This window comes from Macrococcus brunensis (genome assembly GCF_004359615.1).
Taxonomy (GTDB): Bacteria; Bacillota; Bacilli; order Staphylococcales; family Staphylococcaceae; genus Macrococcus; species Macrococcus brunensis.
On the sequence record NZ_SCWA01000015.1, the window covers coordinates 24,324 to 37,923 of the forward strand.

General features: G+C 43.4%; 11 protein-coding genes. All 11 read right to left on the reverse strand.

Annotated elements, in window-relative coordinates; translation table 11 throughout:
- Positions 1-11 precede the first annotated feature (11 nt).
- The 11 genes from miaA to miaB all read right to left on the reverse strand — a co-directional run bounded on the left by miaA (position 12) and on the right by miaB (position 13,592).
- Positions 12-938 (reverse strand): tRNA (adenosine(37)-N6)-dimethylallyltransferase MiaA, encoded by a 927-nt coding sequence (gene miaA / locus ERX27_RS08580; RefSeq protein WP_133432427.1) that lies wholly within the window; start codon positions 936-938, stop codon positions 12-14.
- Entirely contained in the window at positions 931-1,830 is a 900-nt protein-coding gene (locus ERX27_RS08585; protein WP_133432428.1) for an alpha/beta fold hydrolase, read from the reverse strand. The genes miaA and ERX27_RS08585 overlap by 8 nt, the downstream gene beginning before the upstream one ends.
- Positions 1,831-1,908: 78 nt before the next feature.
- Positions 1,909-3,579: a glycerol-3-phosphate dehydrogenase/oxidase gene (locus ERX27_RS08590; protein ID WP_133432429.1), complete on the reverse strand. Its 1,671-nt coding sequence runs from the start codon at positions 3,577-3,579 to the stop codon at positions 1,909-1,911.
- A 118-nt stretch (positions 3,580-3,697) separates the two neighbouring features.
- Positions 3,698-5,206 (reverse strand): glycerol kinase GlpK, encoded by a 1,509-nt coding sequence (glpK, locus tag ERX27_RS08595; RefSeq protein ID WP_133432430.1) that lies wholly within the window; start codon positions 5,204-5,206, stop codon positions 3,698-3,700.
- Positions 5,207-5,218: 12 nt separating this feature from the next.
- Positions 5,219-6,037, reverse strand: a complete 819-nt coding sequence (locus tag ERX27_RS08600; protein WP_133432431.1) for an MIP/aquaporin family protein — start codon at positions 6,035-6,037, stop codon at positions 5,219-5,221.
- Between the two features lie 127 nt (positions 6,038-6,164).
- Positions 6,165-6,704, reverse strand: a complete 540-nt coding sequence (locus ERX27_RS08605; protein WP_133432432.1) for a glycerol-3-phosphate responsive antiterminator — start codon at positions 6,702-6,704, stop codon at positions 6,165-6,167.
- The gene (gene mutL / locus ERX27_RS08610; protein ID WP_133432433.1) at positions 6,705-8,579 is read right to left on the reverse strand and encodes a DNA mismatch repair endonuclease MutL; all 1,875 of its coding nucleotides are present in this window, start codon (positions 8,577-8,579) and stop codon (positions 6,705-6,707) included.
- An 8-nt stretch (positions 8,580-8,587) separates the two neighbouring features.
- Positions 8,588-11,077, reverse strand: a complete 2,490-nt coding sequence (mutS, locus tag ERX27_RS08615) for a DNA mismatch repair protein MutS (protein WP_133432434.1) — start codon at positions 11,075-11,077, stop codon at positions 8,588-8,590.
- Positions 11,078-11,089: 12 nt separating this feature from the next.
- The gene (thiW, locus tag ERX27_RS08620; protein WP_133432435.1) at positions 11,090-11,578 is read right to left on the reverse strand and encodes an energy coupling factor transporter S component ThiW; all 489 of its coding nucleotides are present in this window, start codon (positions 11,576-11,578) and stop codon (positions 11,090-11,092) included.
- 56 nt (positions 11,579-11,634) lie between these two features.
- Positions 11,635-12,060 carry a YlbF/YmcA family competence regulator gene (locus ERX27_RS08625; RefSeq protein ID WP_133432436.1) on the reverse strand — a complete coding sequence of 142 codons (426 nt, stop codon included), beginning with the start codon at positions 12,058-12,060 and terminating at the stop codon, positions 11,635-11,637.
- Complete coding sequence (miaB, locus tag ERX27_RS08630; protein WP_133432437.1) at positions 12,060-13,592, reverse strand: tRNA (N6-isopentenyl adenosine(37)-C2)-methylthiotransferase MiaB; 1,533 nt, start codon at positions 13,590-13,592, stop codon at positions 12,060-12,062. Before miaB ends, ERX27_RS08625 begins: the two co-directional genes overlap by 1 nt.
- Positions 13,593-13,600 lie beyond the last annotated feature (8 nt).

The following is a 13,600-nucleotide window of genomic DNA, read 5'->3' on the forward strand; positions in this document are numbered from 1 at the left end:
TTTTGTCAAATTCACACCTCTTTTTCTGTCATTCTTCTGACAACATCATTCACAATCTCTTCTGTTGTCTGGTGTTCTGTATCATACCACGTCAAGCTCAGCTGGTTTCTAAACCAGGTCAGCTGACGTTTGGCAAAACGACGGGAATTCTGCTTAAGTTGAGACAGAGCCTCGTCCAGCGTTAAATGACCATTTAAATAGCTGATAATTTCTTTGTAGCCAATTGCTGTCATACTGCGTGCATCTTCATAGCCTGCTTCCTTTAACCGTTCCACTTCTTCTATCAGCCCTGCATCCACCATCATGTCCACACGCTGATTGATACGGTCATATAAATGACTCCGTTCCATATTTAGACCGACTAATGTCACATCATATCGCTCTGACAGCTCAGCACTTTTTGATTGCTGGGTGATGGACTGACCGTGTACATGATAATAGACCAGCGCACGAAGAACGCGCTGCTGATTGTTCGGATGTATGTCAGCAGCGGCAAGAGGATCGGTTTGTTCCAGTAAAGTATAGCGCTCCTCTGGAGACAGTTGTTCAAACTGTTCCTCGTATTTTTTCGTTTCAGCTGGATTCTCATCTGAAAAACCGTACTCGTAGATTACTGACTGAATATAAAGCCCCGTACCACCGACAATCATCGGGATATGACCACGCGCGTGGATATCTCTGATCAGATCTTCAGCCATATTTTTAAAGGCGGCAGCAGAATAACTTTCATCGGGACTTAAAATATCAATTAAATGATGAGGCACACCTTCTGTTTCTTCTGGTGTGATTTTTGCTGAACCGACATCCATGCCCCGGTAGACCTGGATGGCATCGCCACTGATAATCTCTCCGCTGATGCGTTTAGCCACTTCAATACTGAACGCTGTTTTGCCGACAGCAGTCGGTCCGACGATAATGACTAACGGTATCTTAGTCATGGTGCACCTGCTCAAGCCATAGCGCTATACGGTCCATGACCTCCGTCTGATTGGATTCAAACAGTACTTCGTGACGCGAATAGCTATAGAGCTGTACAGTCACATGTTTGATACCCGCACCTTTATAGAGATGACCTAATTGATCAATGCCTTTACCGAAGTTAGAAAAAGCATCTTCTTTTCCTGACACTAGGAGAATCGGCATTCTTTTATTCATTTTCTTCAGCAGACGTTTTTGCTGCGTCTGTTTCATGGATTTTAATATTTCTTTATAAGCATTCAAAGACATATTGAAACCAGTAAGTGGATCATCAACAAACTGCTGCACTTTTTCTGGATCTGCACTTAGCCAGTCTGCCTGAGTCGTCAGTGGTCTGAACTTCCTGTTAAACTGCTGCAGCGTCACTTTGTTCGCTAAATCACCTTTATGATTTTCACCTTTGACTGCAATCATACCTCTCAGTATATTGAGAGCTGCCTCCATCTTGGCATCAAAGAAACTTGTACCGCTTAAAATCAGCGCCGAGAAATGGTCAGGATACATCGTGACGTAACGTCTTGCTACTAATGAACCCATAGAGTGACCCATCAGAATGGCCGGTCTGTCTGGTACTCTAAATGTCTCAAGGATTTCTTCACTGTGCCGCACTAACTGCTGCATGCTGTCAAAATGTCCTCTTGCATCATCTTGTACAAGCCCGCCGTGACCAGCATGATTATGCATAATGACTTTATAACCGAGTGCCTTAAAATACTGACCTAAATCCTGATAACGGTCCATATGCTCCGCCATACCATGCAAAAATTGCAGTGTGCCAACTGGATGCTTGGGTGTGAAAGTCATGACTTCTGTCTGATGATTATCTGCTAATGTAACTGTAAACTTCTCCATCGATTTCACTCCTTGGCACTATTATACTATTAATTTGATGATTAATCGCATAAAAAAAGAGGCCGCAGCCTCTTCTCATTATTCTTTTGATACTTGAACAGATGGATGTGTCGCTTCTTCAATTAATTGCTCTAATTCCGCAGTATAGTCTTTCACTTTCTGTTCATTATAGTGAAGCAGTTCTGTCATCGCTTCAATCCCTGCCTCTTTATATTGATTCACATAATGAATATCAAAATAAAGTGCCCCTGTACGTCGCACAAAGAAGTCTGAAGGTTTTTGCACCATTTCATTTTGAATGCTATAGACGAGCTGGCTATAAACTTTCAGTGGCAGTCCTTTTGTATCGCTGCGCTGTGCTTGAGCGATATTCAGAATGAGCGGTGTATTCGAGCCGTAACGGTCAATGAGACCAGCGACTTCTTCGCGACTTAACCCTACTTCCGGCATCGACTGCAGCAGTTCTTTTTTGTAAAGGTCGAATCCTTTAGAACCGCCTACACTACCCCCAGATATGGTCGTATTTTTTGTACGGCATTCAGCAAATGTCAGACCAAACTCTTCTTTTAATCGAAGCGCAACGCGGTCAACAATCTCTTCAGCCATGTGGCGGTAACCCGTTAACTTACCACCTGCAATCGTTAAGAGTCCTGACTTACCTTCCCATATTTCGTCTTTCCGAGAAATTTCAGAAGGGTCTTTACCTTCTTCCAGAATAAGCGGACGAATACCAGCCCAAGTTGATTCAATATCTCTATCTGTCACTTTAACCGTCGGGAACATGTAGTTGATAGCATCTACGACGTAATCTCTATCTTCCTGTGTGACTTTTGGATGTGCTTTATCACGATTGTAGAACGTATCAGTCGTTCCGACATACGTCTTGCCGTCACGCGGAATCGCAAAAATCATCCGTTTATCTTTCTCAGTATCAAAGTAAACGGCTTGTCTTAACGGAAATACGCTCTGGTCAAACACTAAGTGAACCCCTTTAGTCAAGCGCAGCTGTTTGTTATTTTTACTGTAATCTTCTTCCCGTACGGCATCTACCCAAGGTCCTGATGCATTGACGACTTTCTTACCAAGAATTTCGAACTGTTCATTTGTCAGTAAGTCTTCAGCATTGATACCGATGACTTTTTTATTCTTGTCATAAACAAAACCTGTCGATTTCGTATAGTTGATAACTTCAGCGCCCATTTCAACAGCACGTTTCATCACTTCAATCGTCATACGGGCATCATCTGTACGATATTCTACGTAATATCCGCCACCTTTAAGTCCATCTCTTTTGACAAGCGGTTCACGTTCAATCGTCTGCTCACGACTCAGCATTTTTCTTGTTTCTTCTTTTTTGACATCTGCCAGGAAATCATAAACTTTTAAAGCAATTGAAGTTGTAGCTGGTCCAAATGTACCGCCTTTATGCATCGGTAAAAGCATAAATTCAGGTGTTGTTACATGAGGACCATTTTCATAGACAATCGCACGTTCCTGTCCTGTTTCAGCTACGACACCAATCTGCAGCTGTTTCAGGTAACGCAGTCCACCATGGACCAGCTTAGTCGAACGCGAACTTGTTCCAGCCGCAAAGTCCTGCATCTCAACGAGTGCGACTTTCATGCCACGCTGCGTCGCATCAAGCGCAATTCCAGCACCGGTAATCCCACCACCAATCACTACTAAATCATATTCATTATGTTTTAGATTATGGACGATCTGTTTACGATAAAGATTAGAAAAAGTCATTTTGTTTCCTCCTGTTTAAAAAAATAGAGACTTCGCCTACATTCCTGTATTCAAAGTCTCGTATCTCTTGTAATTATTAACTTGTATTCAGTATACCACTCTTTAGACAGTTAAACCCTTATTTTGCCTGTTTTTTACGTTTGAAGACTTGTGTCGCTTTTACAGCTGTCTGCCAGCCTTCATAGAGTTCTTCGCGTTCTGTTTCTTCCATTTCAGGACAGAATTCTTTTTCCAGTTTCCAGCGGTCACGAATCTCTTCTTTAGAAGTCCAGAAATCTACTGCAAGACCTGCCAGATAAGCTGCACCGAGTGCTGTTGTTTCATTGACTTCTGGTCGTTGGACCGGTACATCCAAGAGGTCTGACTGGAACTGCATCAGGAAGTTATTTTTAACAGCGCCACCGTCTACACGGAGTGCTTTGAGCTGAATGCCTGAATCTTTTTCCATCGCATCCAGGACATCGCGACTCTGGTAAGCAAGTGACTCAAGCGTCGCACGAATAAAATGTTCTTTCTCAGTGCCTCGAGTCAGACCAAAGACAGCTCCACGTGCTTCTGAATCCCAGTACGGAGTTCCGAGACCGACGAATGCCGGAACGACATATACGCCTTCTGTTGAAGTGACGCGATTCGCATAGATTTCTGATTCAGGTGCATTTCTGACCATACGCATACCGTCACGTAACCACTGAATAGCACTTCCGGCAACGAAGATAGAACCTTCAAGCGCATAATTAACTTTACCGTCTAATCCGTAAGCCAGAGTTGTTAACAGACCACTTTCAGATTTAACCGCTTTTTCACCTGTATTCATTAACATGAAGCAGCCTGTGCCGTAAGTATTCTTAGCTTCTCCGGCTTCAAAACAAGCCTGACCGAAGAGTGCTGCCTGCTGGTCGCCTGCGATTCCTGCGATCGGCACCTGCTGACCGAAGAAATGATGGCCGACCGTTTCGCCATAAACCTCGCTGGATTCTTTAACTTCTGGCAGCATTTCTTTAGGGACAGTCAGATAGTCAAGCAGCTGATCATCCCATTTAAGATCATAAATATTGTACATCAGTGTACGACTTGCATTGGAATAATCTGTGACATGTGCCTTGCCACCAGAAAGCTTCCAGACGAGCCATGTATCGATTGTACCGAAAAGCAGATCGCCTTTGTCCGCTTTTTCACGAGCACCGTCAACATTATCCAGAATCCATTTTACTTTTGTACCAGAGAAATAAGGATCAAGTAACAGACCTGTTTTATCCCGGAATTCCTGTTCAAGGTCACGCGATTTCAAATCATCACAGATGTCCTGTGTCTGACGTGACTGCCAGACTATCGCATTATGAATAGGGCGCTCTGTGTTTTTATCCCAGACGACAGCTGTCTCACGCTGGTTCGTAATTCCGATTGCCGCGATTTGACTCGCTTTAATATCCGTGTCTACTAATACATCTGACATAGTGGAAAGTACTGTCTGCCAGATCTCATTGGCATTATGTTCAACCCACCCTGATTTTGGGAAGTACTGTTTAAACTCACGCTGAGCAACCCCTACTACTTCGCCTGCTTTATTGAAAATCATTGAGCGTGTACTTGTTGTACCTTGGTCAATTGATAAAATATATTGTTCCATCTCATACACTCCTTAAAATAATTTAGATTCCTGGCCGCGTAAAATAGTCTTGTTCATGATGAAGCCAAGTACAATAGTCAGTATCGTCACAAGTATTGAAATCCAGCCAATCATTTCAATCTCACCTTTAAATAGAAGATGATAGAGTGTCGCACCCAGCATCCCACCTGCAATCGGCCCAATGACGGGTACGATAGCATAAGCCCAGTTAGACGGTCCTTTGCCCGGAATCGGTAAAATGGCATGAGCAAGACGAGGTCCAAGGTCACGAGCAGGATTAATGGCATAGCCTGTTGTACCACCGAGACTGAGACCAATCGCCACGATTAACGCACCAACTATTAAAGGGTTTAAGCCGTCCGTAAACTTATTCGCGCCTATAAAGAGAAGACCCATCATCAGAATCATCGTTCCGATAATCTCTGATATTAAGTTTGCGACGTAGTTTGGATAGGCAGGACCTGTACTGAAGACGCCAAGCTTCGTTCCTGGATCTTCCTCTGCCTTAAAGTGTGGCATGAAATGCAGCCAGACAAGAAGAGCACCAAGCATCGCACCGAGCATCTGCGCGAGAATATACATCGGCACTTTATCCCAGTCAAAAGCACCATCGACAGCTAGACCAATTGTCACAGCTGGATTTAAATGCGCACCTGTAATACTACCTACTGCATAGACCCCCATCACGACTGCCAGCCCCCAGCCAAGTGCGATGACAATCCAGCCGCCATCTTTAGCATAAGACCCTTTTAAATTAACGTTCGCACAGACCCCTGCACCGAACAGAATGAGTATCGCTGTACCAACCAGTTCAGCTAAAAATTCAGTCATTGTTTCCACTCCCTTCGTTATAGTCAATAAAAAAAGACAAAAAGAGACCCTGTTCTTAAAATAAGGGTCTCAAGTCTCATGTCTTTTATTAACTTGTTCTATATGTTACAGAAATGTGAAACCGCTGTCAATTCTTTGATTCAAATTTCTGCCACAATTCGCGTCGACTCGTCGTCACAGCAAATGCGCCGTCAGCAAGTGCCTGCTTCACTTCCTCTTCCTGATCAATCAAGCCGCCAGCGATAATCGGTTTACCCGTTTTCTGTCTGACTTCCTGTATGACTTTCGACGCAATACCAGGCAGCACTTCGACATAATCAGCATCGCACTGATCAATAATCGCGATAGAACGTTTTAATGCGCTTGAATCAATAATAAATACCCGTAGAATTGTTTTTACGCTAAGTTGCCTCGCTTTTTTTATAATTTTTGTTTTTGTCGAGATAATACCGTAAGGTTTATATTTCTGAACGATATACTCGACAGCCGCTTCCTCCCCGGATAATCCTTTGATCAAGTCTAAATGTATAAAGACTTCCTTGTCTTTCAGCATACCTAGTATGTTGCCAAGGTGTCCGATATGAGTATCCAGGATGACACATTGCTTGTAAGTGGACTGACTGAGTTTTTCTATATCTTTAAAATCTCTTACTGCCGGTAATATCATTTACATCACTCGCTTAAAAATTTTTTCCAGTTCATATGTTGAATATTTGATGGTGATAGGACGCCCGTGCGGACAAGTGTAGGGCTCGCTTGTGTATGCCAGTTCCTCCAGAAGACGCGCCATATCTTCTTGACGCAGATAGTGGTTTGCTTTGATTGATTTCTTACAGCTCATCATAATAGCGGTGTCTTCCCTGAATTTATTCAGGTTGATTGACTGATGCGTCAGACAATATTCAATTATATCCTTGATCGTCTCTTCAGCGTGACTTGGAAACCACGTAGGTACAGCCTGAACTAAATAATCACTGCCACCAAAAGATTCCAGCTCCAGTCCGACTCCAGCCAGTTCATCCCGATGCTTCTCGATACGGAGTGCCTCGTCACGTGTAAAACTGAGCGTAATCGGCACAAGAAGAGGCTGTACCTGCTGTTCGACAAGGCCGATACGTTCTCTGAAATACTCATACTTGATACGTTCCTGAGCGGCATGCTGGTCAATCATAAACATGCCTTCTTCATTCTGGGCAATGATATAAGTACCATGCACCTGACCTACCACTTCCATCATCGGTAACTTGCGTACAGGTACATTCACTGGTTCTGCAGGCGGTTCGCTCACTGCCGGTGTCTCATTATCTGCAGCCTCTCTTTTAACAGGCTTCTCATCTTTTACCGCCATTTCCTCATGGACTGTAAAAGGTCTTGTCTGAGCTTCATCTTGAGAGACATCAGGACTTGCTATATTTTCAGGAAAATGAGGCTTCTCTTCCTGGACAACGGGTTTATCCTCTGACTGAACAGGGCTTGTCTGTTCATAAATAAATCGCTGCTGTTCAAACTTCTCCAGCACTTTATTTTTCTTCGGCACTGTGATCTCTGGAATCAGACTCTGACCAAGCAGTGCTTCTTTGATGAGGCGCGTAATCAGTTCCATCAGCTCCGGTTCCTTTGAAAGACGGACTTCCTGCTTGGTCGGATGCACATTGACATCTACTAACCCCGGGTCCATTTTGATATCAATCGCGACGACCGGATATCGTCCTATCGGCAGGAGCGTATGATAACCTTCCAGAATCGCTTTCGTCAGTACAAAGTTCTTAATATAACGGCCGTTGATAAATAGAGACATGTAGTGGCGGTTCGCCCGGGTATGTTCAGGTCGTGCGATTTCACCTGTCACTTCATAGTCGCCCGTCTGTCCATTAATTGCAATTAAATCGCGCGCAATCGTCATCCCATAAACTTGAGCCATGACCTCGTTCAAACGCCCGCTGCCCGTTGTCTGAAGAAGCACTTTATCATCCGACTCCAGTTTAAAACGAATATGCGTATGGCTCATCGCAAACCGGTTCATGATATCTGTAATTTTGCCGAGCTCTGTATGCAGACTTTTCACGTACTTCAGACGAGCAGGTGTATTATAAAACAAGTCTTCTACAAGGACTTCTGTCCCTTTTTTTGCACGTGTAAGTGTTTTTTCTATCATGTCGCTATTTTCTATTTTTACCAGGTGACCGACTGCATTATCGGCACAGGTCTTCAGTGTGACGCGACTGACAGATGTAATACTCGCCAGAGCTTCCCCGCGAAAACCAAGTGTTCGAATATGAAAGAGGTCATGATTGTTGTGAATTTTGCTCGTGGCGTGCCGACCAAATGCTAGCGGAATGTCTTCTTCTAATATACCACTGCCGTTATCCGTGACACCAATCGAAACGAGACCTGCTTCTTTCACTTTCACTGTAATCTCAGTCGCACCTGCATCAATCGCATTTTCTACAAGTTCCTTGACGACCGATGCAGGACGCTCAACCACTTCACCTGCTGCAATTTTATTCGCTAACTGTCTATCCAGTTCCTGTATTTTACCCATACTTTCACCTACTTCAGTTGATCCTGTAATGCCTGTAATTTAAGGAGTGCTTCTATCGGCGTCATACGTGCAATATCAAGCTGCTTGAGTTCTTCTTCTACACTGCTGCCAAAAAGATCAAATGACATCTGCGGCTCCCTTACTTGTTCAGTCTTGACCGGTTGAACATTTGACTCAGTTTTCTCAAACTGGTCGAGTATCGCACTCGCACGGCTGATGACTTCTGCCGGCAGATCAGCAAGACGCGCAACATGAATACCGTAACTGTTTTCAACAGCACCCGGCATAATCTTATGCAAAAAGATGAGCTCGCCGTTATATTCTTTTGCTGCAACGTGAATATTCTCAAGTGCCGGCAATGTGTCTTCCAGTTGAACGAGTTCATGATAATGCGTTGAAAAAAGTGTTTTTGCTTTGATATGATCATGAACATACTCAATCATCGCCTGTGCCAGACTTAAACCGTCATATGTAGAAGTCCCGCGCCCAATCTCATCAAAAATAATCAGACTGTCGGCTGTTGCATTCTTCAGGGCATTCCGTGCTTCCAGCATTTCAACCATAAAAGTACTTTGTCCAGATACTAAATCATCTGCTGCCCCGATGCGTGTGAAGATCTGGTCGAAAATCGGCATCTCTGCAGCTGCACAAGGAACAAAAGAGCCCATCTGCGCCATTATACTGATCAACGCAACTTGACGCATATACGTACTTTTACCTGACATGTTCGGCCCGGTGATCAGATCAATATACTGATCATCATCCAGGTGACAGTCATTCGGTACATACTCTTCTTTCGACATCACTTTTTCAACAACTGGGTGTCTCGAATCAGTCAGCTGAAGTTTTCGCTTATTGAATGTCGGTCTCACGTAATCATTTTTCATGGCAACCTGGCTGAAGTTCTGTAGACAATCAAGTTCTGCAATACGTCTCGCAATACGTTTCAGTTCCACTGTATACGCCTTTACTTGCTCACGTAGTTCGATGAATAGCTGATATTCTAAATCAATCATTTTCTCTTCTGCACCTAGAATCAGTGCTTCTTTTTCTTTCAAATCTTCTGTGATAAAACGTTCAGCATTCGTCAGCGTCTGCTTACGCATATAGCCGAATTCGTCTGCATTAAACTGATGTAAGTTCGCTTTTGAAATTTCAATATAGTAACCGAATACTTTGTTAAATGCGACCTTTAAAGAACGGACACCTGTACGTTCTCGTTCTGCCTGCTGCATCTGACTGAGCCACTGTTTGCCATTCTTAGAAGCATCACGATATTCATCTAATTCCTCATGATAGCCTGTTTTAAAGATGCCGCCATCTTTAATGGAAATCGGCGCTTCTTCTTCCAGTGCATCCAGCATCTGATTGAGACCTTCTACTTGCCGGTCATCAATCTGTTCAAGGCCTATTAACTGGAGGACCTGATTGATTTTCGGCAATTGTTCGACTGAGTATTTCAACTGAATTAAGTCCTTGGCATTCGCATTACCGAAGCTCACGCGTCCGACTAACCGCTCAATATCATAGACTTCTGCAAGATGCTCACGCAGTGCATCCCGCTCTATAAATCGGTCATTCAAGAGTTCAACCTGCTCATGACGATGAGTGATAGCAGTTTCATTGATCAGTGGCCGCTCTATCCATTCTTTCTGCAAACGATGACCCATGGGTGTCTTTGTTTCATTAAAAATGGATAACAATGTGCCTTTCTTGGTCTTCAGACGGATACTTTCTGTGAGTTCCAGGTTGCGTTTTGCATAGAGATCAAGGCGCATATAATCAATCGCCTGATAAATAGCGGCTTGCTCGATATGAGTGAGATCTCGTTTCTGAGTTTCCGTGACATAATCAAAGAGAAGTGCTGTGACCTCCTGTGCAAGCGGTGTCAGTCCTGCTGCCTGCTCCGGCACAGTCCCCTCAGCCGCGTGTACAGAAACAACCGTCGTAATCTGATTCACTTTCATCAGCAGCTCTTCTGTCAGAGGTTCACGGAGAATGATTTCACTCGGTTTGATACTCGCCAGTTCATTCAGTAATATCTCCTCAGTACATGTGGTCACCTTCAGTTCACCTGTAGAGATATCCGCATAAGCAATGTGATAATCACGGTCTTTCAGTATTGCCATCAGATAGTTGTTAGATGATTCGTCAAGTGAACCATCCATCACCGTGCCCGGGGTGATAATCTGGACAACTTCACGTTTAACCATTCCTTTGACTTCTCGAGGATTCTCCATCTGTTCGCAGATTGCGACTTTATAGCCTTTATCAATCAGTTTCTCGATATAGCCTTTTGCAGAATGATAAGGAACACCGCACATCGGAATGGGATTCTTCTTGTCTCGACGTGTCAGTGTTATTTCCAGTTCCCGTGCAGCTGTGACTGCATCATCGTAGAACATCTCGTAAAAGTCGCCGAGTCTGAAGAACAGAATGCAATCGTCATGCTGTGATTTAATTTCAAGATATTGAGCCATCATAGGGGTCGGTTTCATACAATCAATCCTTTATTTCAATAAATTTCGTCTGTTGAGTGCGAGTAAAAGTATATAAGCGATGATACTGCCGACGAGTGTACTTGCCAGGAAAAGAGGCGCGATGACATAGAATTTGCTGATGTCCAGATTCAGCATATAAATCAACGGAATGGTTGCCAGGCTGCCGATAATACCCGTACCGATAACTTCACCGATCGCAGCTATACCGATTTTACGATAACGCTGATATAAGAATCCTGCTAGCAGGACACCGATCATACTGCCGGGGAATGCAAATGGTGTCGCTGTCCCAAACATCAGTCTGATGACAGAAGTCAGAAAAGCCTGTGCGAGTCCATACCAGGGTCCTACAAGGACAGCACTTAAGACATTGATGAAGTGCTGCACTGGAAATGCTTTAATAGGACCAATTGGAACATAAATAATCTGGCTCAGTACTACATTGAGGGCTGTCATAATAGCTGTTAATGTCAGTTTTCTTGTCTGATTATCTTTCATTTGAGTCATCCTTTCGTTAAAAAAAGTCGATTCATTCAAGAACCGACTTTTGTCTATTAGTTACCGCAGCCCGGTGCACCATTGGCTATTTGAGCGCCAGTCTCACCTTTTAATACATCTCCACCAGTAGAAACAATGATTTCATCTGTCACTGTCTGACTGATTGCATGAGAGACCATCTGAAGCAGTGAATTGACTTCGCCCTGTGCTTCTTTAAATTGATCGACTAAAGGCATATCATCCAGTTCTGCTTCTACTTTAGCGATTTTTTCTTCTGTCATCTGCAGCGCTTTCTCTTTGCCATACTGTTCAAAATTCACCGCTTGTTTCTGCAGTGATTTCAATGAAGCCATTTTCTCGCGAACGGTCTGATTCTCATGAATCTGTGCTTCTGCACGTTTAAAGAATTCTACTGCATCTGTTTCAGCCATCATACGGCCAAGTTGTTTAGCATGTTCTAAAATCTGGTCATTTGTATACATTAATGAGTCACTCCTACCTGGTCTAAAATGGCGATTAATTCACCATTCATTGAATAGCGCATTGTTTCTGTTACTTTTACTTTAACAAGCTGGCCGATTGCTTCTTTCGGCGCACGGAAGTTAATGAGTTTATTCTTATCTGTGTAACCAGCAAGAACCTCTTCATCCTTTTTAGACGGTCCTTCACAAAGAACAATCACTTCCTGACCTAAATAATTCTGCAGCGTTTCTTCAGAATATTTTTCAACAAGTTTGTTTAATCGTTGTAGGCGGTCTTTCTTCTCGCGCATCGGTACGTTATCTTTCATCTTTGCTGCCGGTGTTCCTTCACGCGGTGAATAGATATACGTATAAGCATGTTCAAAGCCCACTTTTTCGTACAGGTCCATTGTATCTAAAAACTGTTCTTCTGTCTCATTTGGATAACCGACAATAATATCTGTCGTCAGTGCGACGTCAGGCATCTGGGCACGGATTTTTTCAACCAGTTCCAGATAGCTTTCACGTGTATATTTACGACCCATAATTTTCAGGACTTCATTGTTACCAGACTGCACCGGGAGATGAATATGGGGCACAATATTGCCACCTTCAGCAAGCACTTCAATCAGTCGATTATCAAAGTCCCATGGATGGCTCGTCATGAAGCGGACACGAGGAATATCAATTTTCTGTATATCAGCCATTAAATCGCCGAGACCATAACTGATGTCTAGGTCTTTGCCGTATGCATTGACGTTCTGACCCAGTAACGTGATTTCCTTGTAGCCGCGTCTTGCGAGATCTCTTACTTCACTGATAATTTCCTCCGGCATACGGCTTCGTTCTTTACCACGTGTAAACGGTACGATGCAGTACGTACAGAATTTATCGCAGCCATACATAATATTGACCCATGCCTTTGTTTCGCCTAGACGAGATTTCGGTAAGTTCTCTATAACGTCGCCTTCTTTAGACCATACTTCCACAACCATCGCCTTAGCCATATAGGCTTCTTCTAAAATAGCCGGTAAACGGTGAATGTTATGTGTGCCAAAAATCATATCGACATTCTGATAAGACTTCAGAATCTTGTTAACAACTGATTCTTCCTGACTCATACAGCCGCAGACACCGATCAGGACATCCGGTTTCTCAAGCTTCAGATGCTTCAAATTTCCGATTTCACCGAAGACTTTATTCTCGGCATTTTCACGGATGGCACACGTATTCAGTAAAATAACATCTGCATCGTTGACATCATTTGTTGCTGTGTAATCGAGTGCTTCAAAAATACCTGCCATCACTTCTGTGTCATGCTCGTTCATCTGACAACCATAAGTTCTAATATAATATTTACGCCCTTTACCAAGACTCTGATATTTTTCTTCTATCGTAAAGTCACTGTGATAATTGACCGCTTCTTTACCCCGTTTTTTTGCGTCTTTCAGGCTTGGCGGCTGATAAACATGCTCAAAATATTTACTGTAATCCTTCTCAGGCTTTTTCTCTGTCTTCGCCTGAGAACTTAGGATTCGACTTTCTTCGTTCATTTAAAAAC

Coding starts and splice junctions, on each gene's coding strand:
- miaA (WP_133432427.1), bottom strand. CDS start 938: ATGACTAAGATACCGTTAGTCATTATCGTCGGACCGACTGCTGTCGGC.
- ERX27_RS08585 (WP_133432428.1), bottom strand. CDS start 1,830: ATGGAGAAGTTTACAGTTACATTAGCAGATAATCATCAGACAGAAGTC.
- ERX27_RS08590 (WP_133432429.1), bottom strand. CDS start 3,579: ATGACTTTTTCTAATCTTTATCGTAAACAGATCGTCCATAATCTAAAA.
- glpK (WP_133432430.1), bottom strand. CDS start 5,206: ATGGAACAATATATTTTATCAATTGACCAAGGTACAACAAGTACACGC.
- ERX27_RS08600 (WP_133432431.1), bottom strand. CDS start 6,037: ATGACTGAATTTTTAGCTGAACTGGTTGGTACAGCGATACTCATTCTG.
- ERX27_RS08605 (WP_133432432.1), bottom strand. CDS start 6,704: ATGATATTACCGGCAGTAAGAGATTTTAAAGATATAGAAAAACTCAGT.
- mutL (WP_133432433.1), bottom strand. CDS start 8,579: ATGGGTAAAATACAGGAACTGGATAGACAGTTAGCGAATAAAATTGCA.
- mutS (WP_133432434.1), bottom strand. CDS start 11,077: ATGAAACCGACCCCTATGATGGCTCAATATCTTGAAATTAAATCACAG.
- thiW (WP_133432435.1), bottom strand. CDS start 11,578: ATGAAAGATAATCAGACAAGAAAACTGACATTAACAGCTATTATGACA.
- ERX27_RS08625 (WP_133432436.1), bottom strand. CDS start 12,060: ATGTATACAAATGACCAGATTTTAGAACATGCTAAACAACTTGGCCGT.
- miaB (WP_133432437.1), bottom strand. CDS start 13,592: ATGAACGAAGAAAGTCGAATCCTAAGTTCTCAGGCGAAGACAGAGAAA.